The organism is Streptomyces sp. NPDC090798 (assembly GCF_044768965.1).
GTDB lineage: Bacteria > Actinomycetota > Actinomycetes > Streptomycetales > Streptomycetaceae > Streptomyces.
This window is the reverse complement of record NZ_JBIVXA010000034.1, coordinates 58,992-78,537: the sequence shown is the minus strand read 5'-3', so window position 1 is coordinate 78,537 and position 19,546 is coordinate 58,992. Positions and strand designations below refer to the sequence as shown.

Annotated in this window: 16 protein-coding genes and 5 pseudogenes; 10 read left to right on the top strand and 11 right to left on the bottom strand. The window is 70.4% G+C overall.

Annotated elements, in window-relative coordinates; all coding sequences use genetic code 11:
- Positions 1 to 12 precede the first annotated feature (12 nt).
- Positions 13 to 699, top strand: coding sequence for a DUF2848 domain-containing protein (locus ACIQTP_RS43725; protein ID WP_403410968.1), 687 nt, complete (start codon positions 13 to 15; stop codon positions 697 to 699).
- A gap of 211 nt (positions 700 to 910) precedes the next feature.
- Here the strand turns inward: ACIQTP_RS43725 and ACIQTP_RS43720 are convergent.
- The 8 genes and pseudogenes from ACIQTP_RS43720 to ACIQTP_RS43685 all read right to left on the bottom strand — a co-directional run.
- A pseudogene (locus ACIQTP_RS43720) lies at positions 911 to 997 on the bottom strand (transposase); the annotation flags it as partial.
- A 62-nt stretch (positions 998 to 1,059) separates the two neighbouring features.
- Positions 1,060 to 1,155, bottom strand: a pseudogene (locus tag ACIQTP_RS43715) (IS5/IS1182 family transposase); the annotation flags it as partial.
- Positions 1,156 to 1,392: 237 nt separating this feature from the next.
- Positions 1,393 to 2,433, bottom strand: a complete 1,041-nt coding sequence (locus ACIQTP_RS43710; protein ID WP_403410965.1) for a DUF6215 domain-containing protein — start codon at positions 2,431 to 2,433, stop codon at positions 1,393 to 1,395.
- Positions 2,434 to 2,535: 102 nt separating this feature from the next.
- A pseudogene (locus ACIQTP_RS43705) lies at positions 2,536 to 2,822 on the bottom strand (transposase); the annotation flags it as partial.
- 111 nt (positions 2,823 to 2,933) lie between these two features.
- Complete coding sequence (locus ACIQTP_RS43700; RefSeq protein ID WP_402050759.1) at positions 2,934 to 3,602, bottom strand: peptidase E; 669 nt, start codon at positions 3,600 to 3,602, stop codon at positions 2,934 to 2,936.
- Positions 3,603 to 3,707: 105 nt separating this feature from the next.
- Entirely contained in the window at positions 3,708 to 4,175 is a 468-nt protein-coding gene (locus tag ACIQTP_RS43695; RefSeq protein WP_403410962.1) for a hypothetical protein, read from the bottom strand.
- A 12-nt stretch (positions 4,176 to 4,187) separates the two neighbouring features.
- Complete coding sequence (locus ACIQTP_RS43690) at positions 4,188 to 5,171, bottom strand: transposase (protein ID WP_403410959.1); 984 nt, start codon at positions 5,169 to 5,171, stop codon at positions 4,188 to 4,190.
- 547 nt (positions 5,172 to 5,718) lie between these two features.
- Complete coding sequence (locus ACIQTP_RS43685) at positions 5,719 to 6,210, bottom strand: hypothetical protein (protein WP_403410956.1); 492 nt, start codon at positions 6,208 to 6,210, stop codon at positions 5,719 to 5,721.
- 359 nt (positions 6,211 to 6,569) lie between these two features.
- Between ACIQTP_RS43685 and ACIQTP_RS43680 the strand changes: the two genes are divergently transcribed.
- Both ACIQTP_RS43680 and ACIQTP_RS43675 read left to right on the top strand, forming a co-directional pair.
- On the top strand, positions 6,570 to 6,806 hold the full coding sequence (locus tag ACIQTP_RS43680; protein ID WP_403411018.1) for a hypothetical protein: 237 nt from the start codon (positions 6,570 to 6,572) through the stop codon (positions 6,804 to 6,806).
- Positions 6,807 to 6,844: 38 nt separating this feature from the next.
- Positions 6,845 to 7,063, top strand: a complete 219-nt coding sequence (locus tag ACIQTP_RS43675) for a hypothetical protein (RefSeq protein ID WP_403411015.1) — start codon at positions 6,845 to 6,847, stop codon at positions 7,061 to 7,063.
- Positions 7,064 to 7,074: 11 nt separating this feature from the next.
- On the opposite strand, the pseudogene ACIQTP_RS43670 reads toward ACIQTP_RS43675, so the two are convergent.
- Positions 7,075 to 7,501, bottom strand: a pseudogene (locus tag ACIQTP_RS43670) (transposase); the annotation flags it as partial.
- 220 nt (positions 7,502 to 7,721) lie between these two features.
- Here ACIQTP_RS43670 and ACIQTP_RS43665 point away from each other — a divergent pair.
- Positions 7,722 to 8,090 (top strand): hypothetical protein, encoded by a 369-nt coding sequence (locus ACIQTP_RS43665; protein ID WP_403411007.1) that lies wholly within the window; start codon positions 7,722 to 7,724, stop codon positions 8,088 to 8,090.
- 101 nt (positions 8,091 to 8,191) lie between these two features.
- On the opposite strand, the gene ACIQTP_RS43660 is transcribed toward ACIQTP_RS43665, so the two are convergent.
- Complete coding sequence (locus ACIQTP_RS43660) at positions 8,192 to 8,977, bottom strand: polysaccharide deacetylase family protein (RefSeq protein ID WP_403410953.1); 786 nt, start codon at positions 8,975 to 8,977, stop codon at positions 8,192 to 8,194.
- Positions 8,978 to 9,133: 156 nt separating this feature from the next.
- On the opposite strand from ACIQTP_RS43660, the gene ACIQTP_RS43655 reads away from it, so the two are divergent.
- The 5 genes and pseudogenes from ACIQTP_RS43655 to ACIQTP_RS43635 form a co-directional block, all read left to right on the top strand.
- Positions 9,134 to 9,712 (top strand): hypothetical protein, encoded by a 579-nt coding sequence (locus ACIQTP_RS43655; RefSeq protein WP_403410950.1) that lies wholly within the window; start codon positions 9,134 to 9,136, stop codon positions 9,710 to 9,712.
- A gap of 477 nt (positions 9,713 to 10,189) precedes the next feature.
- Positions 10,190 to 12,838, top strand: a complete 2,649-nt coding sequence (gene lanKC, locus ACIQTP_RS43650) for a class III lanthionine synthetase LanKC (protein ID WP_403410947.1) — start codon at positions 10,190 to 10,192, stop codon at positions 12,836 to 12,838.
- Between the two features lie 81 nt (positions 12,839 to 12,919).
- Positions 12,920 to 13,033 (top strand): SapB/AmfS family lanthipeptide, encoded by a 114-nt coding sequence (locus ACIQTP_RS43645; RefSeq protein ID WP_261691459.1) that lies wholly within the window; start codon positions 12,920 to 12,922, stop codon positions 13,031 to 13,033.
- Between the two features lie 155 nt (positions 13,034 to 13,188).
- A complete protein-coding gene (locus ACIQTP_RS43640) occupies positions 13,189 to 14,901 on the top strand; it encodes an ABC transporter ATP-binding protein (RefSeq protein WP_403411004.1) in 1,713 nt (570 codons plus the stop codon).
- Positions 14,790 to 16,403 (top strand): annotated as a pseudogene (locus tag ACIQTP_RS43635) (ATP-binding cassette domain-containing protein); the annotation flags it as partial. The gene ACIQTP_RS43640 and the pseudogene ACIQTP_RS43635, both read left to right, overlap by 112 nt.
- 234 nt (positions 16,404 to 16,637) lie before the next feature.
- On the opposite strand, the gene ACIQTP_RS43630 reads toward ACIQTP_RS43635, so the two are convergent.
- Positions 16,638 to 17,246, bottom strand: coding sequence for a LuxR C-terminal-related transcriptional regulator (locus ACIQTP_RS43630; RefSeq protein WP_403410943.1), 609 nt, complete (start codon positions 17,244 to 17,246; stop codon positions 16,638 to 16,640).
- A gap of 455 nt (positions 17,247 to 17,701) precedes the next feature.
- On the opposite strand from ACIQTP_RS43630, the gene ACIQTP_RS43625 reads away from it, so the two are divergent.
- On the top strand, positions 17,702 to 19,345 hold the full coding sequence (locus ACIQTP_RS43625) for an APC family permease (RefSeq protein WP_403410940.1): 1,644 nt from the start codon (positions 17,702 to 17,704) through the stop codon (positions 19,343 to 19,345).
- Positions 19,346 to 19,546 lie beyond the last annotated feature (201 nt).

Genomic DNA, 19,546 nt, shown 5'->3' with positions numbered 1-19,546 from the left:
GGGAGTGCCCTCATGGCCGTGCTGACCTTCGAACTGCCCGACGGATCGACGCGCGAGGTCGATGTCGTCCAGGTCCTCAACGCCGGGTACGCCGGGCGCAGCCAGGACGACGTCGCCGCGCACGTCGCGGAGCTCGCCGAGCTGGGCGTGCCGGGCCCGTCCGTGACGCCGGCGCTCTACCCCGTCTCCCCGTACCTCGCCCAGCAGACCGAGCGCGTCACGGTCCAGCACGGCCGCACCTCCGGCGAGGCCGAGTGGGCGCTGGTCGTCGCGGAGGGCGGGGAACTGCTGCTGACCGCCGCCTGCGACCACACCGACCGCGACCTGGAGGTGCATGGCGTGGCGTGGAGCAAGAACGCCGGCCCCGACGTCCTCGCCCGCCGCGCCTGGCGCCTGGCCGACGTGGAGTCCCGCATCGACGAGATCACCCTGCGCGCCTGGGTCAGCCATGCCGGCACCGAGACCGAGATCCAGACCGGCACACTCGCCGAACTCCTCACCCCGGCCTACTGGGTCGACGTCCTGCGCTCCCGCGGCGAGCTGAGCCCCGGGACCGTCCTGATCTCCGGCACCATTCCCATGGCTGCCGGCGTCGACCAGTTCGCCGACGGCTGGCGCGTCGAACTGGCCGACCCGGCGGACGGGGACGTCATCAGCCTCGCCTACGATGTCCGGCCCATGCCGGAGCCCATCGGCTGACGCGCCTGACGGGAAGCGTTCCGGTGCGGCGATCCGGCCGGTGCCAGGGCCGTACCTCGACGCGGGCCCGGTCGTGGATCCGCGAGCCGTGGGCTCCCTCGCCGCACGAGCGGCGTTTCCGCTTCTGGCGCGGGAGCCCGGGAAACAGGTCGTGGACCGGGTGGTCCACGGCCCAGCGAGTGGCGACGGCGTCATGCCGGGTGGTGTTCCTGCGTCCCGAGGTGCCCGAGTACTGCCGCTGCACTCCCGCCGAGCGGACCCCTTTCCTCAGAAAGCCGGTGTCGTCCACGATCAGGACCGGCTTCTTTTGCGGGCCCCGGCCGCGTGCTGGTGAGCGCGCACGATGGGGGAGTCCGCTCAGACGGACCAGTTGAGATCCTCGGCGGCATCCGCCTGGGTCATCAGCGCGGTGAACACGCGCTCCCAGGTGCCGTCGACGGCCCGCATCCGCAGCCGGTTGGCGATCCGCGCCCACTGCGCATCAGTCAACGGCACACCCGGACCCGACCCACTGATCCAATCGACGGCACCATGCACATGTACAACTCGGCGAACGTCAACTCGACGTCCGTCGAGTGCACGATGACCGCGGTCAACTGACCTGCGGGGCCGCCCCCTTTTTGGGGCGCCCCCGCACCGGATGTCACTCCTCACGCCATCTGAGAGACCCGTTCACCAGATGTTTTCGGCGTCTCATCGGACAGTTCGTTCGGGAATCCTCGGAAGAACCTTCTCGGCGATGTTGAGGAGAACGCTGTCGTTCGGGAGGGTTCCGGACGTGCTCCACACGGTGATGTCGCAGTAGCCGCCCCGGTCATTACGGTCCAGGGCCACAGACAGCGTCCTGGCCAGGGGGCCTTGTTCGACCGGTCCGCCGGATCCGCCACTCCCGAGATTGATCTCGAGCTTCATGGTGTGATCCGAGGAGAGGACCGCGGGCCGGCCGAGAACCGTAAGCGTCTTGATGTCCTTCTCGTCCCCGAACTTCATCAGCTTCACGTACTGGTCGGTCGACAGCTCGTCGTAAGTGGCCGAGACATTCACGGTGTACGTGTCGAACGTGACCTCGGCCTCCGGTTGGGCGACCTTTCCATCAGTCAGAGGAGCGGTGTTGTTGGTGCTGGAGACAGTGGTCGCGATCTCTCCGGGCGTTCCAAGGAGCTTGGCCAGGTCCGGCCGGTTGAGCGCCTTGCACAGCTCTTCAGCGGTCACAGGCTGGGGCGTGTCCTTGTAGGCCTTCGGGAGCTTCTCGTGTGCCTCGTCCGAACACGAGGCGGGCTGCGGGGCGTTGTCGTCGGACGGCATGAAGCGGGGGGCCACCCACAGCGCGGCCGCGAGTGCCCCGAACACGGCCACGGCCGCGACGGCCTGGCTCCATGCGTTGTGCTCCTTCTCCGGAGTGCCCGGCCTGGGACGCGGCCCGGCTCCGGCCTGGGCCTGGGGCTGGGGCTTGGGCTGGGGCTGGGGCTGGGGCTGGGGCTGGGCGGCAGCATCGACTGCCGCCCCGTCTGCGGAGGCTGCCGGACTCGGGTTCCGGCGTGCGCGCAGGGCCCGGATCACCGCGTAGACGCGTATTGCGGTGAACACGAGGAACACCACGCCGAGACCGGCCGCGACCCGATCGTGATCGCGGACGGCGAGATACATGATGCGTACGCCGAGAACAGACCCGACCGCGATGAGCAGGGGCTCGCGGACCCAGAACGGCAGGAGACGGAGGAGGAGACCGAGCATCCGGCGATCTCATCAGGACAAGATCACATTCGCCATGATGGAAGCCACAGTTCCGCGACCAGCTCCGCCGCCAGGTCCGCCTCGCCAGCGGGAAGACACCCCGCGGCAGTGCCGGCGGGCCCTCATGATCCACACCATGACCGTTCAACCACCCAGCGGCGGGGAAGGGCGGCGAAGCCCTTCGCGTCCGGCGGGCGACGCACCGTTTTGATCGTGATGTCGAGGTAGGTCTTGGCCCAGGTCACGAGCTTTCCGGCGTTGGCGGAGTCGGCCCGGACGATGGCAATCCCGGGGTGCGTGAGCCCGAGACGGAACAGCAGTTCCTTGGCCGCATCCCGGTCGGTCACGTTGGCAGCGGTGACCACAACCAGCAGCACCAGGCCCCCTGTTGTCGCAGATCAGATGCCTACCATGAACGCCCTGAGATGAGCGAATCGTTGATCACGTGGGCGGCCGTCACCTTGATGGCGAGGCGCCGGGGCTTCCCACCACGCGTTTGGTCACGGATGGAACCGCCACCGGCCTTCAGAAATGACATCCACCTTGCCGTCCCTGACGCGAACGGCCGTCTCGTCGTCGATGAAGTAGATCGGGAAGTCCGCCCGCGCAGCGATGCGATCAGCCCAGGCGTCGTCCCGCTCGGGGAAATCCGGCGAGTACAGGTGAGGCTTGAGATACCAGTCGAAGAGGCCGAACGGCGGCTCCACGGTCGTCGCGCCGAGCACGTGGAGGTCCGTGGTGTCCCCGATGACGTCGGCGGAGTGTCCGGTGAGATTACGGCTGAAGATCATTGATCCGGCGCTGACCCCCACATAGACCCGGTTCTCCAGCGCCTCCAGGAAGCCGTCGGCCAGGCCGTTGCCGGTGATGCTGCGCGCGAGGTGGTAGTGGCTGCCGCCCTCGACATAGATGACGTCGGCGTGGAGCAGCCGGTCGAGCACCATCTGCCGGGGCAGGCCGTTCAGCTCCAGGACGTCGAACTCCCGCCAGCCGAGGCCGTGCAGCCGGTTCATGTCCGCGACGAACCACCCGTGGTCCCCGGGCTCGGCGACTGATGCCGTGGGCACGTACACGACGTTCGCCGATCCGAACGGCTTTCCCAGCATGTCCCGCAGCGCATCCCGCAGTGTCTCGTTGCGCAGGCCACTCGCCGTCAACAGAAAGTTCATCGGGCGAGCCAAGCACGGCTGACGGCCGCGCGCAACGAACCCAGGATCCACCAATACCGTCATGGCGTGGCCGCATCAGGAACAGGCGCTGAGCTTGTTCTTTATCTACCAAGATCTTCCAGGCTTGCCGATGGCCTTGAGCGTCTCGGGGCGTTTGACGGTCTTGCCGACGTCGTAGCGGGGTGCCCGATGTTTGTTCTTGGCGCCGGGTGGCCGTCCGGGGCCGACGCCTCGGGGTTTGGGAACACGGGTCGGGCAGGCGAGATGAGCGCGGATGTTCCTGAACCCCCGGCGGACCCGGGCCGGGGTGAGCCGGTTGGAGGTAGCGGGCTTCTCCCAGGGCCGGCAGAGGTCCGCGGCGAGGGGACGGGTGAGCCTGAGTTGAGTGTGAGCGACGATCAGGAGCCAGGTCCAGCGGTCCGCTGCGTCGGGAGTACGGAGTTTCGGAGTGGCCCAGCCGAGGGTCCGCTTCGCGAAGCGGAAGGTGTGCTCCAGATCGAAGCGGCGGAGAAATGCCTGCCAGAAACGGTCACGTCGTCCGGGGTGGCACCGGTCTTGGAGGACCATAGCCACACCGGCGGAGCATCACGGTCCTTCGATAGATGCTCGACCTTCAGCCGAATCAACGTGCCTTCGACCAAGGGTAGTTCGCCGTCGTGGTCGAGCCATGAGGAGCGGTGGGTGAGCCTGGGGTGCACCCGGTCCCACGCCTGGGCTTCGGCCTTGCCGTAGTTGCTGGTGTCGGTGACCGTGGTGATTGCGGGCTCGGGCCAGGTGTCCGGCTTGGTGAAGCGGAATTCCGGGCCGTGCTTGGGAGGCCGACCGTTGACGCCCCATCCTCGGCGGCATCGGCAGGCGCATGACGCGGTCGGAGCGGACCCGGCCGACCATCTCGACGGGCAGGTCGCGCAGGACCCAGGCCAGGCGGGTGACGTCATAGCCGGCGTCGCTGACGATCACGATTGCCGGGTCCCCGGCTTGCCACTGGCCTGCGGCGATGAGGCGTTCAACGACTCCTCGGAGCTGGGTGGCGGTGACTGCGGTCGCGTCGTCCGCCGGGCCGAGCCGAACCGTGTCCAGGATCGCGGTCCAGGAGGTAGCACCCGGCTCCAGCGCGGCCACGAAGGAGTAGGTCCAGCCCGGAATGAACTGTGATGCTGTCTTCGCGCGGCCGTAGACATGGCAAAACAGCCGCTCCGCTGAACATGGCGCGTCCGAGCGGAGCCACGGCGACACGTCGACCGCCAGAACCAGACGCCCGCCCTCGAAACGCGGCAGCGGCAGCCCGGCAAGCACCGCCTGGAGCCGGTCGACGTCGATCCGGCCGTGGTTCAGGCCGCCGTACATCGCTCCGTGCCCGCGACGATGCTCGGGCAGCAGCGTCAGGTCCACCGGGGACTTCACCGCCCCATCCGCACACAGCACCGCGTCCACGAGCTCGAACAACTCGTCGCGCCGGGCGGTCAGACACTCGTAGAACTCGCCCCGGAAGCGTGACGCTTCCGCGAACGCCTCCCTTCGGACAGCATCAGGCAGCAGACTCACCCTCACGGCCTTCGTCGTGGTCACGTGCACCTTGGTCGGAGCACATGATCAGGCGAAGGCCGCCCCCACGTCCGGCGAATCCCCATGCGAGCGAATCCGTTCGAGACGCCATTCGAGACCGTGGCACCATGTACCGCATGACGACGAACCGAAAGGTCCATGCCGCGTAGACGGCCAGGACAGATCCGTGCCGGCGCCCCCGGCAGCCACCTGACAACGGGTGCAAGCCCGGTCATCGACGGCCTGTCTTCGCGTGCACTGTCCGAGATCAGCCGCCTCGAGCACACCCGCAACTATCTGCAGCCAGGCGATGTCAGCACAGCTGTGGGCCTGTGGAAGAACTACGTCCACCAGTCCGAGCGGGATCTGTGGCACGACTACGAGTGGGGCAACGTGCACTGGTACTGCTGCGGCAACCCCCTCGAATCCCGAGCCCTCCTCGACACCGTGTTTCAGGCCCTATCACCCCGAAGTGCCCGCGAACTTCGTCAAGTTGTCAGCCGCTCAGACGCCGTCTGGAACCGCCCATCCCCGCCCTATGACGCGGACGGTAGATAAAGAACAGGCTTAGCTAGTCATCGACCTCGACGATGTTGGAGTTCAAGCCCTGTACTAGCGCAGGTGTGCTGACGTAGGCCCTGGCGTACACTTCCTCGTCTCCGATCTCGGTGTTGATCGCTGCCCTGTTCATAGAGACCCGCTGCGTCACGCTGTGGTCTTGCGTTCGCGCTCTAACGGTGACCTCCTTCGCGCAGCCGTTTGCGAGCAGGTCATCAGCGAAGTCGTCGTCCTCCCACACGCCCATACAGGTCTGGAATGTGGCTCCCCTCGCAACTTCCGCTGCGGTGTAGCCGATATTCCATGTGACCGTCAGGTTGAACTGTCGACCGTCCCACTGCACCGTGAGCCTCGTGTTGCTGAGCGCTGCTGCGGGTAGCACCAAGGGGGCGCCGGCCCCAGCAGCGATTCCTGCGGCAGTACGCGGCGTTGTGGCTGCCGATGCCGTGGGGACACCCCCCGCCAGCATCAGTATTGCCGCCGTAGCTACAAAAGTCTTTCGCATGGTGACCCGCCTAGGGAACTACAGTCACTCAGCCTTCATTCGGTGAGCTGAGGAGCACTGCGCCGCGAGATTTTGCACGGGGACGAGATGGGGTCCTGGCGTGAGTTGTCGGCTTCGGTGTCGTCATGAATACCAAGCGCGCCCCGTATTTCCATTCAAGCACTGGTCAAGTGAGAGGGCGACCCGTGCCAGTTGGGCGGCAGGACCGCGGCGCCTCACGCAGCGCGGACCTACAGTCGAGTGCATGAGCACCATCTCAGACGCGCAGCCGGCCCGCCCCTGGCGGCTGGCGCCTTGAGGACGGGCCCCCGCCCACAGTGTGGACCTGGCCTCGCACCGACCGGCCCGCGCTGCGGGTGATGTCCGCCGGCCGGTGGCGGCACGCGCCGGTTCTGGCCCGGCAGGACTGGCCGGACGGCACGGTCCGCTACCAGGTGGAGGTCGACCTGCTCGGCGACACCACGGTCCGCGTCCTCACGTGCCAGTGGCCGCAACCCGGTCTGCAGGTCGCCCGCCGCAGCAGCTCCCAGCCGACCAGGGCAGCGGACGAGACCCGGCAGGGGAGCTTGCCGCGCCGCGGCCCCGCCCCCGGCTGACTGGCGGCCCCGCGCACCTGCTGGCCCCGGGAACACTGTTGGGCGTCAAGCTGCCCCGTATCGAGTGCCAGGCCTGCCGCCGGCACATCGCGGCCGGCCCGGTCGCCGGACGGCTCGGCAAGGGCCGCGTCTGGCGGCACGACCCGCCAGGACGCGGACCTGGTGTCCTGCGCCGGCTCCTCGACGAGCCCGACACCGACCCGGCCGTCGGCCCTGGACGGGACCCGCACGGCCTGGACACCATGCCGCTGGTCTGACCATGGACTGACGGGAGGTGGAGCCGACGGTCTATCAGGGCCTGGCCTCGCGAGGACGCGTAGGCGAGGAACACCCCGACCTGGGCATTTTCGATCCGGCCGGCGGCGGGGGTGTAGTGCCGTTGCACGCCGGCCGAACGCGGGCCCTTCTTCAGGAACCCTGTCTCGTCCACGATCAACACGCCGTCCCCGCCGAGGCGTTCCAGCACGTAGGAGCGGACCTCGTCGCGCACCCCCGTCGGCGTCCCAGCGTGCGCTTCGCAGCCGCCTCTGCATCGCGCCGGGGCGGCCATGGCCAGCCTCCTCGGCCAGCTGCCGGCAGTTCTCGCGTTCGACGCCGGACAGCAGTCCGAGGATGAACGCCCGCGCCGTCGCCCGCGGTTCCACTCGGCGAAACCGGGCCCGCGGCCATCGCACGATCTTCAGGAATCCACACAACCCCTGATGATCACGCGTTGGCCGTTCTCATACTCACCCGGGCCCAGGGCGAAATCGCGAGGGCCGACCGGATGGGGACGGCGCGCTCTCGCCCGAGGCGGCTGATCCACCGGTCAATCCCTTTGCGCGACCGAGCAGGTCGCCCCTAGCGTGCAAGCGCATAGGAACCGTGTGCCAGAGCGCCGCGCCACACGAATGAGGAGCAATCGCCGTGGGAACCATGGTCTCGGTCAGGGGCTGGCTGCAGTGTGACGACGGACAGCTGGCCCAGATCAAGGAGATCGTGGAAGCAGACGATCCGGAGCGTACCTACAGCGGGGGCTGGGCCTTCCCCGCTCGGCAGTACAACGGCGCCAGGTGGGCCTTCTACGGGGGCTACATCCGCGCGGTGTCCCTCGACTGGTTCGAGGAGAGGTTGCGTCAGATCGCCCAGATCCCGGCCTCCTACCAGGATGACGAGTACGACGAGAGGCCCCAGGGGCTGTTTCTGGTCAGCCACGACGTCGACGGCATGAGCGAGTGGAGGGTCCACAACGGGGGCCTGGTGATCGGCCTCCCGGATGGGGATTACCACTACCTCGACGCCTAGCTGGATCACGAAGTCTCACTGGAGTACTGGTAGTGCTTCGGTGGCCGCTGAACAGGCCCCGCCGCCGGGACCGTGGCGCGGGGGAGGTTCGTCCCGCGGTCTCAACCGGACGGTGGCTGGATGTAGTCCTCCAGGCGCGCCACGGTGAATCCCTGTCTTTTGATGCGCTCGAGCAGATTGCCGAACATCTCCGTCATCGTGGTGCCCTTGAGTTCCTTGGGTCCGCGGAAGTGGGCGAGGATGATGTCGCCGGGGCGCAGCTTCTTGTCCGCCTCCTGATACCGCAAGGTGGCGATCTGCATGGATTCCCGCCACCGGACGATCGCCCGGGGCCCGCATTCCCCCACCGCGGTCTTGGTGTCGCTGTCGTATGCGCCGTAGGGCGGGCGGAACAGCAGCGGTGCGGTGCCGTACTGCTGGGTGAGGATTTTCTGGTCGCCGCACACTTCCGCCTTCTGGCGGGCCAACGGGACGGTGTTCATCGCGGGGTGGTGCAGGGTGTGGTTCTGGATGTGATTGCCCATCGCCTGCAGCGGCTTGAAGTACCCGTAGTCCGACTTGATGGTGTCGTTCATGAGGAACATCGTGATCGGAATCTTCAAGTCCCTTATCATATCGATGAACTTGGGGTCCTTTTCCGCTCCGTCGTCGACCGTGATGAAGACGACCCTCTGCGAGGTCGGTACGTGCTCGAAGACCGGGACGGTTCCGGTGGCGGAGAGTTTTACGGGCTTGTCGGCCGGGGGTTTCGGGGGCACGGGCAGCGGCGTGAGACCCCACTTCTGCCAGGCGGTGGCGCTTGGAGCGGTGCTGGGGGCCAGCTGCGAGGAAGTGGCGGCTGGGCCGGTTGCGCTGCCGCCCCCTGTGCCGCAGCCGCCGGCCGCCATGGCCGTGCCCGTCATCGCCCCGTAAAACCCGCTCCGCCTGTTGTGCCGCTTCACCGCACCAGTCTTCCGTAAGTGCCGTGCCGTCCTTGACTCTGCTGGGAAAGGTACCCGGCCACGCGGGAGAGCGCGTTCATTGACCAGGCCGAGTACGCCGTCGTGCCAGTTCTCGGTGAACAACGACTCTCCGAAACCGTCAACGGCCCTACCCTTACCCACATCTACGACGAGTGGGGGCGGCACATCAGCCGCACCACCCCGACCGGAGCCACCGCCGGCTGGAGATACGACAAAGCAGGGCGCCCTGCCCAGATGCTCGCCGCGGGCCGCGGCATTGACTTCGCCCACGACGTCGCGGGCCGGGAAGCATCACGCCGCATTGGTGGTGTCCTCACCTGGACCAACGCGTTCGACTCAGCCGGACGGCTCACAACCCGGACCGTTGTGGCAGGAGCCCGTCGCCAGGCGATCCGGCAGCGCACCTGCGTGTATCGCGCCGTACGGCAACGTCGTCGGGATCGACGATCACGTCACCGGTCCACGCCGCATCACCCTGGATGCATCCGGCCGCGTCACCGCTGTGCAGGCAGCCAACTGGAGCGAAACGGTTGTCGGCCGCGAGGGACCCATACTCGCCGGGATCCGCCCGTGCAGCCCCCGCGGACCTGCCGCCGCTGGCGTCTCGGTTGCATGGTGTGGCCGTCAGGGCCGGGCAGTCAGCGGCCGCAGAGCATCTGACCCACCTGTTCGGCTCCACGACGTGTCCCGGCTGTGGGGTGGGAGTCGTAGCCCTTGTCACCGACCGGCGGCCTCGTGCCCGGCGTGGTTCGGCCAGGAGGCAAAGACCTGGTTCCCGGCTTCGTCGTAAGCGTAGGAGTGTGCAGGAGAGGTCGATCTCCAAGCTCAGTGCGCAGGAGGGGTACACCACGGGGTGCTCCTCGCGGCGCAGGCTGCGCCTCCATACGGGCACCCCCTCGAAAGCGTGTGACGAGTTCTTAGGCCCGGCGCCCCACGAGAGCGGCCCGGCGCCCCACGAGAGCGACCTGCGGAGCACATTTGTCCAGGAGTCGGCGCGGGGGCGGCGCGGGGCCGGGATCGAAACGAGCCGAACATGTCTTTACCCATGCGTTTCGCACAGTGAGCTCGTGACAGTCGTGACTGTCAGTGCCCCAGGCCGGCTTGCGAGTCTCTTGGGCGGGCCACGGAAGGGGAGGCATGGACAAGCGGTACGAGGTGTACGCGTTGGCGGACGCGCACTTCTACGAGACACCCGACCGGCTGGCGACGGGCGTCGCGGGGGCGGCTCAGGGGACTGTTCCCCTGTTCGAGACGGCACGCAGGCCCATCCCGGAGGGCTGGGCGACGGCCCGTGTCGGCGACTGGCTGACACTCACGCCGCTCGGCGCGGACGGCGCCCCGGCGGCGGCGCCGGCCCAGGGCTGGAAGATCCACGCCTCGGCCACCCGGGCGAACGCCGATCGGATCGCGGCGATCGTGTGGGACTACTGCTTCCCCCGCCGCATCCCGTTCAAGTTCGTACCGGGCCCGCATCTGCTGCATCTGCGCAACACCAAGTACGCGGGCCGCGACACCAGCGGCAAGTTCGTCACCGTCTACCCGGCCGACGAGGAGCAGCTGCACACGGTCCTGCGCGAGCTGGGTTCCCTGTTGGAGGGCTTCGAGGGCCCCTACATCCTCACCGACCTGCGCTGGCACGACGGGCCGCTGTACGTCCGCTACGGCGCGTTCGCGCGCATGTACGTCGTCGACGAGCGGGGCTCGCTCGTGCCGGCGGTGCGCGACGGCTCGGGCACGTTGGTGCCGGACCGGCGGGCGCCGTCCTTCCAGGTGCCGGAGTGGGTGGCGCTCCCCGCGTTCCTCGAGCCGCATCTCGCGGCGCGCAACACCACGACGGTGGGTGAGCTGCCGTACCGCATCGAGAAGGCGCTGCACTTCTCCAACGGCGGCGGAGTGTACGCGGGCACCGACACCCGGGACGGGCGCAAGGTGGTGCTCAAGGAGGGGCGGCCGCACGCGGGGCTGGCCTCGGACGGGGCGGACGCGATCGCCCGGCTCGAGCGGGAGAAGCGGGCGCTGGAGGCAGTGGCGGGGACCGGGGTGGTGCCCGAGGTGCAGGACTGGTTCACCCTCGGCGACCACCGCTTCCTGGTCATGGACTTCGTGGCGGGGCGCCCGCTGAACTCCTTCTTCGCCGAACGGCACCCGCTGCTCTCTCCCGACCCCGACCCGCAGGCCGTCGCCGCGTACACGGCATGGGCGGTGGGCATCCACCGGGCGGTGGAGCGCGCGGTGGAGAAGGTGCACGCGCGCGGGATCGTCTTCAACGACCTGCACGTCTTCAACATCATGGTCGCGCCCGACGAGGAGTCGGTGTTCCTGATCGACTTCGAGGCGGCCGCCCCGGCCGAGGAGAACGGCCGCCAGGTCGTGGCGCATCCCGGGTTCTTCGCGCCACCGGACCGCCGGGGCGCCGACGTCGACCGGTACGCGCTGGCGTGTCTGCGGCTCGCCCTGTTCCTGCCCGTCACCACGCTGCTCGTGGTGGACCGGGGCAAGGCGGCCCATCTGGCCGAGGTGATCGCGCAGCAGTTCCCGGACGTGCCAAGGGAGTTCCTGGACGAGGCGGTCGCGGAGATCACCCGCGATGTCTGCGGCACCGGGGCCCCTGCCGGCGGGACCGGCGCGCCGGAGCGGGTGCCGTCGGCCCCCGCCTCCCGGGTGGAGCCGGGCGACTGGCCGCACAGCCGCGACTCGATGATCAAGGCGATCCTCGCCTCGGCGACCCCGGAGCGCGACGACCGGCTCTACCCCGGCGACGTCGCCCAGTTCTCCGACGGCGGCGGCCTCGGCCTCGCGCACGGCGCGGCCGGCGTCCTGTACGCCCTGGCCGCGGCCGGCGCCGAACGCCACGACGAGGGCGAGCGCTGGCTCCTGGACCACACGGCCCCGGCCCCGACGGGCACCCCGCTCGGTCTGTACGACGGTCTCGCGGGCGTCGCCCACACCCTCGACCTGCTCGGACACCGGCAGCGGGCCCTCGACCTGGTCGACGGTATCCTGCGCGAACGCTGGCAGCATCTGTCCTCGGACCTCCAGGGCGGCCTGGCCGGCCTCGGCCTGGTGCTGGGGCGACTGGCCGCCACGACCGGCGAGTCGGAACTGCGCGAGCGGGCCGCCGAGGCCGCCGACCTCCTCGTACGTCGCCTCGCCGAACCGGCGCCGGCCGCGCCCCGGCGACGGGCCGGGCTGATGCGGGGCGCGAGCGGGCCCGCGCTGTTCCTCCTCCGGCGGTACGAGGAGACCGGCGAGCGTGCGCTGCTGGAGGCGGCCGGTGTGGCGTTGCGGCGGGACCTGGAGTGCTGTGCCGAGCGTGAGGGGGGCGCGGTGGAGGTCGACGAGGGGTGGCGGACCATGCCGTATCTCGGGGACGGGAGCGTGGGCGTGGGGCTCGTGCTCGACGACTATGCGGCGCACGTTCCGGACGCCGGCGCGGAGTTCGCGCGGGCCCGTGCCGGCATCCTCACCGCGGCCACCTCCCGTTTCTACGCGCAGCCCGGCCTCTTCCAGGGACGTGCCGGGATGATCCTGCACCTCGCCCGCACCACCGCGCCGGGGGCGACGCGGGCGCGGCTCGACGAGCAGATCGCCGGGCTGGGCTGGTCGGCGATGCCGTACCAGGGCCAACTCGCCTTCCCCGGGCACCAGATGATGCGCCTTTCCATGGACCTGGCCACCGGAACGGCGGGCGCGCTGCTCGCCCTCGCCGCAGCCTTCGGCTCGGGCGACAAGGGCGTTGCCGCGCACCTGCCGTTCCTCCCGCCGCCGCATCGGCGGCCCCTATGACATGGCTCTGCCATCCGGTGGAGTCGTGGCGCAACCCTGTCCCCACGGGACGAACAACCGACACCGACGAAAGGACACACCATGGCCCTGCTCGACCTGCAGACGATGGAATCCGACGAGCACACCGGCGGCGGCAACAGCACCGTCAGCCTCCTGTCGTGCGTCAGCGCGGCCAGCGTTCTGCTCTGTCTCTGACGAAGCGGTGCCGAACGCTCTGACGAACGGCTCACGCTGAACGCTCCGGGCGGTCCGCTCCCGCGAGGGATGGGGCCGCCCGGGGTCGTCCGCCCGATCGGGCGGAAACGCAGAAGCGCAGAAGCGCGGAAGCTCCGAGGGGGTGCACGATGTCGATGTCGATGGACCCGACGACCGGTGGACTGCTCACCGCGGCGAGCCGGCACAGCGGGCCCCGCTGGGCGGCGCTCTGCCTGGTGAGCGTGGCGGCGACAGGCGCGGGACTGCTGTTGCCCGCCGCCCTCGGCCGGGCCCTGGACCTCCTGCTCGCCCACGCCCCGGCGACCCGCTGGGTGCTGATCTGCGCGACTCTCGTCCTGCTGCTGACCGGGCTCGACGCGTGCGAGACGGTGCTCGCCGGCACCCTCGACGCCCGCACCACCGCCTTCCTGCGCCGCCGGGTGACCGGTCACGTCCTGGCGCTGGGGCCGCGTGCGGCGCTCCGCTTCGGCCCCGGTGACCTCGTCGCGCGACTCGTGGGAAACGCCGCCCAGGCCGGCACGGCGCCCGGCGCCCGCGCCGCGCTGCTGGCCGCACTCGCCGGCCCGGTGGGGGGAGTGGTCGCGCTCGGTGTGATCGACCCGTGGCTCGCGGCCGCGTTCCTCACCGGCGCGCCGCTGCTGACGCTCCTGCTGCGCTCCCTGGCCCGGGACACCTCGACGTGCGTGGCCGACTACCAGCGGGTGCAGGGGCGCATCGCGTCCGCGCTCGCCGAGGCCGTCGGCGGCACCCGCACCATCCGCGCGGCGGGTACGGCGGACCGGGACGCGGAACGGATCCTGCGACCGCTGCCCGAACTCTCCCGGGCAGGTCGGCGGATGTGGCGGGTACAGGGGCGGGCGGCGGCGCGGGCGGTGGCGGTGGCGCCTCTGCTGCACCTCGCCGTCGTGGCCGTGGCGGGCATGCTGCTCAGCCGGCACCGGCTCTCCGCCGGAGACGTCCTGGCGGCCTCCCGCTACGCGGTCCTCGCCACCGGGGTCGGCGTGCTGGTCGGGCAGCTCTCCGGCCTGGTCCGCGCCCGCACGGCGGCCCGCCGCCTGGGCGAGGTCCTGGCGGAACCCGCCCCTACGCACGGGGACCGGAGCCTGCCGCCCGACGGCCCTGGCCGCCTGGAGCTGCGCGGGGTGAGCGCCCGACGCGGCGCACGCACGGTGCTCGACGGCGTCGACCTCGTCGTGCCCGGCGGAACGACGCTCGCCCTGGTCGGCCGCTCCGGTGCGGGCAAGTCGCTGCTGGCCGCGCTCGCGGGCCGGCTCACCGACCCGGACGCCGGCGAGGTGCTGCTGGACGGCGTCGCGCTGCCCGCCCTCTCCCGCGCCGAACTGCGCGCGGCGGTCGCGTACGCCTTCGACCGCCCCGCCCTTCTGGGCACGACCGTCGAGGACACGATCGCCCTGGGGCTGCGCCGCCCTTCTCCCGCCCGCGTCCGGGAGGCCGCTCGCACGGCCTGCGCCGACGCGTTCGTCCGCCGCCTGCCCGACGGCTATGCAACGCCCGTCGCCGACGCCCCGCACTCCGGCGGCGAGGCCCAACGCCTGGGCCTCGCCCGGGCGTTCGCCCAGCGCGGTCGTCTGCTCGTCCTCGACGACGCGCTCTCCAGCCTCGACACGGTGACCGAGCACCAGGTCACCGAGGCCGTCCTGGGCAGCGCCGCGACCGGCACCCGGCTGGTGGTGGCCCACCGGGCCGCGACGGCCGCCCGTGCCGACACGGTGGCATGGCTGGAGGGGGGGCGGGTCCGGGCGGTGGGCACGCATGCACAGCTGTGGCGGCGGCTGCCTGGCTACCGGGCGGTGTTCGGGGCCGCAGAGGAGGAGGCGGGAGCGTGACCCACCGGGACGGACTCCACCGGCTGCACGGACAGCTGGGCCACCGCGCCCTGCGCTTTCCGTACGTCGGCCGGCGGGCGGTGGTGCGGCTCGCCGGCTGGTCGGTGCTCGAGATGGGTCAGACGTTCCTCCTCGGCTACGCCCTCGCGCGGGCACTGGACGACGGGTTCCTGGCCGGACGGGCCGCCGTGGGGCTCGGCTGGCTCGCGGCAGCCGGGCTCGGCGTACTCGTCGGCGCGTACGGCACCGGGCGGGTGTACGGGGCGGTCGCCGCGCTGGTGGAGCCGTTCAGGGACAGGCTCGTCACCGGCGTGGTGCGGCGCGGGGTGCGGGAGGGGGACCGCGGGGCGCTGTCCGGCCTGACCCAGCAGGTCGAGATCGCCCGGGACACCTTCGCGGGCCTGGTGATGGTCTCGCGCTCGTTCGTGTTCACGTCCGTCGGCGCGCTGGTGGGCCTGTGCTCGCTCGCCCCGCTGCTGCTGCTGCCCGTCGTGCCGCCGCTCGCCGCCGGAGTGGCTCTGTTCGCAGCGACCCTTCGTCCGCTGGCGCGACGGCAGGAGGCGTACCTCGCCGCCGACGAGGCCCTGGCGGAGAACCTGGGCGCCGTCTGCCCGGGGCTGCGGGACGTCACGGCGGCCGGCGCGGAGGACCGGATCGCCGCGGACGCCGGCGCCCTCGCCGACGCCGAGCAGCGGGCGGCCCGCGCCCTGGCCCGCTGGGGCGTGGCCCGCGTCGTCTGTCTCGCACTCGGCGGCCACCTGCCCCTGGTCCTGCTCCTGGCCGGCACCCCCTGGCTCCTCGACCACGGGGTCACCCCCGGCGCCGTGCTCGGCGCGCTCGCCTACGTCAGCCAGTCCCTCCTCCCCGCCCTCACCGGCCTCATCCACGGCCTGGGCACCAGCGGCTCGCGCCTGACCGTGGTGCTGCGCCGGCTGACGCCGCCCCCGCCCGCGGTCTCCCGCCCCGCCGTCACCGAGCTCACCCCGCACACCCCGCCTCCGTCCCCCTCCACCCCGGCAGTGCCCCCGGCCCTCGCTCTCACGTCCCTCACCTTCTCCTACGGCCCCGCCTGCGCCCCCGTCGTCGACGACCTCACCCTCGTGCTGCCCAGCGGCGCCCACCTGGCCGTCGTAGGCCCGAGCGGGGTCGGGAAGTCCACGCTGGCCGGGCTGGTCGCGGGACTGCTGGAGCCGGTACGCGGAGACATACGGATCCGCGGGTGCCGGGTGCCGGGCCGCGAGGCGGCCGCCGGGCGCGTGCTGATCCCGCAGGAGGCGTACGTGTTCAGCGGCGGCCTCAGGGAGAACCTCGCCCATCTGCGGCCGGATCCCGTCCCCGATGCGGAGTTGCTCGCCGCGGCCGAGGCGGTGGGGCTCACACCGCTGCTCAACGCGCTGGGCGGGCCGGGGGCGAGCGTGGATCCCGCGGCGCTGTCGGCGGGTGAGCGCCAGCTGATCGCGCTCACGCGGGCGTACCTGTCGTCCGCCCCCCTCGTCCTGCTGGACGAGGCGACCTGCCATCTGGACCCGGTGGCGGAGGAACGGGCGGAGCGGGCGTTCGCGGCCCGGCCGGGCGGCACCCTGGTGGTCGTGGCCCACCGCATCAGCTCGGCCCGCCGCGCCGGCCGGGTGCTGGTGATGGACGGCCCGCGCACCGCCTTCGGGACGCATGAGGAGGTGCTGCGCCGCTCGCCCCTCTACCGCGACCTCGTGGGTGGCTGGGAACCCGGGCAGCTCTCACAGCCAGCCCTGGCCCTGGGAGATGCGGATGGCGTCGATGCGGTTGCGGGCGCCGGTCTTGCGGGTGATGGCCGCCATGTAGTTGCGCACGGTCCCGTGGGACAGGTGCAGGTTCCCGGCGATCTCCGCGACGGAGGCCCCCTCGGCGGCGAGGGTTAACACGCTCAGCTCCCGGCGGGTCAGCGGCATCTCGGCGGCCTTGAGGAATCCGAACCCCAGCGACTCGCTGACGAAACGTTCCCCCTGAGCGACCTTCCGGATTCCGCGCAGCAGCTGCTCGGGCGTCCCCGTCTTGTCGACGTAGCCGAGCGCGCCCGCCTCCAGGGCCCGTTTCAGCAGGCCAGGCCTGTTCGCAGTGGCAAGTACGAGTAAGCGGGGCAGGGCCTGGCCGCCGCCCCGCGGACCTAACTCGCCCAGGGGCGGAATGCCGGCCGTGTCCGAGCAGTCCAGATCCGCCGCGCACACGTCGGGCCGTAACGCGCGCACGTGACAGGACGCCCGGCGCCAGGGGACGTCGTCCACCCGCAGGTCGGGCTCCCGTGACAGCCACTGCGCGAGGACCGATCTGACGAGACATCCGTCGTGCACGAGAAGTACCTGGATCACTGCCGCCCCTTCAGCCTGCCGTACGCCAGTCCTGTGATGTTGAGCGCGTGCCCATTGTTGGGCCCCTGCACCACTTCTGGGCGCGAAGAACCGGCCATCAGGGTGCGAGGGGGCGCACGCGCAGCGCCCGCACGCCGCGGCGTGCTTCCCAGAGCCGCTTCACCTTGTAGGTGTTCCGATGGTCGCCCGGCTTCGCAGCCGCGACGGTGATGTCGCGGCCCCGCGGCACCCCCTCACGCAGGGTCGCCCGGTTGACGCGCCAGGGTCAGCTGTATGCCGGCGTGTCGCCGAACGGGATCCACCATGTCCAGCGGTGGCCACCGAGCTGCGCGGACGAACATGAAGGCGATGTGATGAAAATAACCATTCAGCTCTTTGGGCTGTTGCATGGCGACATTCCGAACCTAGCCTGTGGCAGCTCTTTAACGCACCGCTAACACCCGTGAGGCCGCCCCATGGCATCTGTCGACCAGCTCGCCCCACCAAGCACGAGCCAGCACCACAGCTCCCTCCGGCGGAACGTCGGACTGATCGGACTGCTCTGGGCGTCCGCCGGCTCGATCATCGGATCCGGCTGGCTGTATGGCGCGAAGAACGCCGTCGTCGCCGCCGGCCCGGCGGCTCTGATCTCCTGGGGCATCGGCGCGGTCGCGATCGTGCTGCTGGCGTTTGTTCATGCCGAGCTGGGCGGAATGTTCCCCGTCGCCGGCGGTACCGCCCGTTACCCGCACTACGCCTTCGGCGGCCTGGCAGGCATGTCCTTCGGCTGGTTCGCCTGGCTGCAGGCGGCCACCGTGGCGCCGATCGAGGTCGAGGCCATGATCGGCTACGCCGGTCACTGGCACTTCGCCCAGAGCTTCCTCAACGACAACGGCACCCTGACGACGAGCGGCTTCATCGTCGCGGTGATCCTCATGGGCGTCTTCGTCGCCGTGAACTTCCTCGGTGTCACGGTGCTGGCCCGGACCAACAGCGCTGCCACCTGGCTGAAGATCTTCGTGCCGCTGCTCGCCATCTTCACCCTCGCTGCGACCCACTTCCACAGCAGCAACTTCACCTCGCACGGCTTCGCGCCGTTCGGCTCCAAGGGCGTACTCGCCGCGATCAGCACCAGCGGCATCGTCTTCGCCCTCCTCGGTTTCGAGCAGGCGATCCAGCTGGCGGGCGAGAGCCGCAACCCCAAGCGCGACATCCCTCGCGCGGTGCTCGGCTCAGTGGCCATCGGCACGCTGATCTACGTCCTGCTGCAGGTCGTCTTCATCGGCGCGCTGCCCGGCAGCACCTTCGCCAAGGGCTGGGACAAGCTCGACTTCGTCGGTATCAGTGGCCCCTTCGCGGGTCTGGCCACCCTTGTCGGTCTGGGCTGGCTGACCGTGGTGCTGTACTTCGACGCCATCGTCTCCCCGGGCGGCACCGGTCTGATCTACACCACCTCCACCTCCCGTATCTCCTACGGTCTGAGCAAGAACGGCTACGCACCGCGCGCCTTCGAGCGCACGGACTCACGCGGGGTCCCGGTGTACGGCCTGATCATGTCCTTCGTCACCGGCGTGGTCTGCTTCCTGCCGTTTCCGAGCTGGCAGCAACTGGTCGGCTTCATCACCTCCGCCAGCGTGCTGATGTACGCGGGCGCCCCACTGGCCTTCGGCGCGCTGCGCCGGCGCCTGCCGAACCGTGAGCGCAGCTACCGGCTGCCGTTCGGCGGTGTGCTCTCCCCGCTGGCGTTCATCGTTGCGAGCCTGATCATCTACTGGAGCGGCTGGCAGACCCTGGAGAAGCTGGGCGAAGCGATCGTCCTGGGCTACATCCTGCTCGGCGGCTACGCCCTCTACGCGACCAAGAAGGGCCTGCCGAACGCTCCGCGGATCAGTTGGAAGTCCGCCCAGTGGCTGCCGGTCTACCTGCTCGGCATCGGTGTGATTTCCTGGCAGGGCACCTTCGGTAACGGCCAGGGCAACCTGCCGATGTGGACGGACATCGCCGTCGTGGCCGTGTTCTCCCTGGCGATCTACCACTGGGCGATCCGCGTGGCCCTGCCGACCGACGCGATCGAGCGGAACATCGAGGACATCGAGGTCGTCGACGCGGGCGGTCACTGACCCGTCCGCACTCGCTGATGCCGGGGCGGTCCCGAAAGCGGCTGGTTCCAGGGTGGCGCAAGCAGCAAGCACACTGTCCCGGCTTTGAACGCGAACTCGCCCGACTCGAGGAGAAGGGCCACCCCCCAGACGGGCGTCCGCCGGACCCCACCATCATGGAGATCCTGCCCTGCGACACTCTGGCGGCCGGGCCGAGGGTGG

What these genes read in the sequence shown, in the direction of transcription:
- ACIQTP_RS43725 (WP_403410968.1), top strand. Translation starts at nt 13, where the DNA reads ATGGCCGTGCTGACCTTCGAACTGCCCGACGGATCGACGCGCGAGGTC.
- ACIQTP_RS43710 (WP_403410965.1), bottom strand. Translation starts at nt 2,433, where the DNA reads ATGCTCGGTCTCCTCCTCCGTCTCCTGCCGTTCTGGGTCCGCGAGCCC.
- ACIQTP_RS43700 (WP_402050759.1), bottom strand. Translation starts at nt 3,602, where the DNA reads ATGAACTTTCTGTTGACGGCGAGTGGCCTGCGCAACGAGACACTGCGG.
- ACIQTP_RS43685 (WP_403410956.1), bottom strand. Translation starts at nt 6,210, where the DNA reads ATGCGAAAGACTTTTGTAGCTACGGCGGCAATACTGATGCTGGCGGGG.
- ACIQTP_RS43680 (WP_403411018.1), top strand. Translation starts at nt 6,570, where the DNA reads ATGTCCGCCGGCCGGTGGCGGCACGCGCCGGTTCTGGCCCGGCAGGAC.
- ACIQTP_RS43665 (WP_403411007.1), top strand. Translation starts at nt 7,722, where the DNA reads ATGGTCTCGGTCAGGGGCTGGCTGCAGTGTGACGACGGACAGCTGGCC.
- ACIQTP_RS43660 (WP_403410953.1), bottom strand. Translation starts at nt 8,977, where the DNA reads ATGGCGGCCGGCGGCTGCGGCACAGGGGGCGGCAGCGCAACCGGCCCA.
- lanKC (WP_403410947.1), top strand. Translation starts at nt 10,190, where the DNA reads ATGGACAAGCGGTACGAGGTGTACGCGTTGGCGGACGCGCACTTCTAC.
- ACIQTP_RS43645 (WP_261691459.1), top strand. Translation starts at nt 12,920, where the DNA reads ATGGCCCTGCTCGACCTGCAGACGATGGAATCCGACGAGCACACCGGC.
- ACIQTP_RS43640 (WP_403411004.1), top strand. Translation starts at nt 13,189, where the DNA reads ATGTCGATGGACCCGACGACCGGTGGACTGCTCACCGCGGCGAGCCGG.
- ACIQTP_RS43625 (WP_403410940.1), top strand. Translation starts at nt 17,702, where the DNA reads ATGGCATCTGTCGACCAGCTCGCCCCACCAAGCACGAGCCAGCACCAC.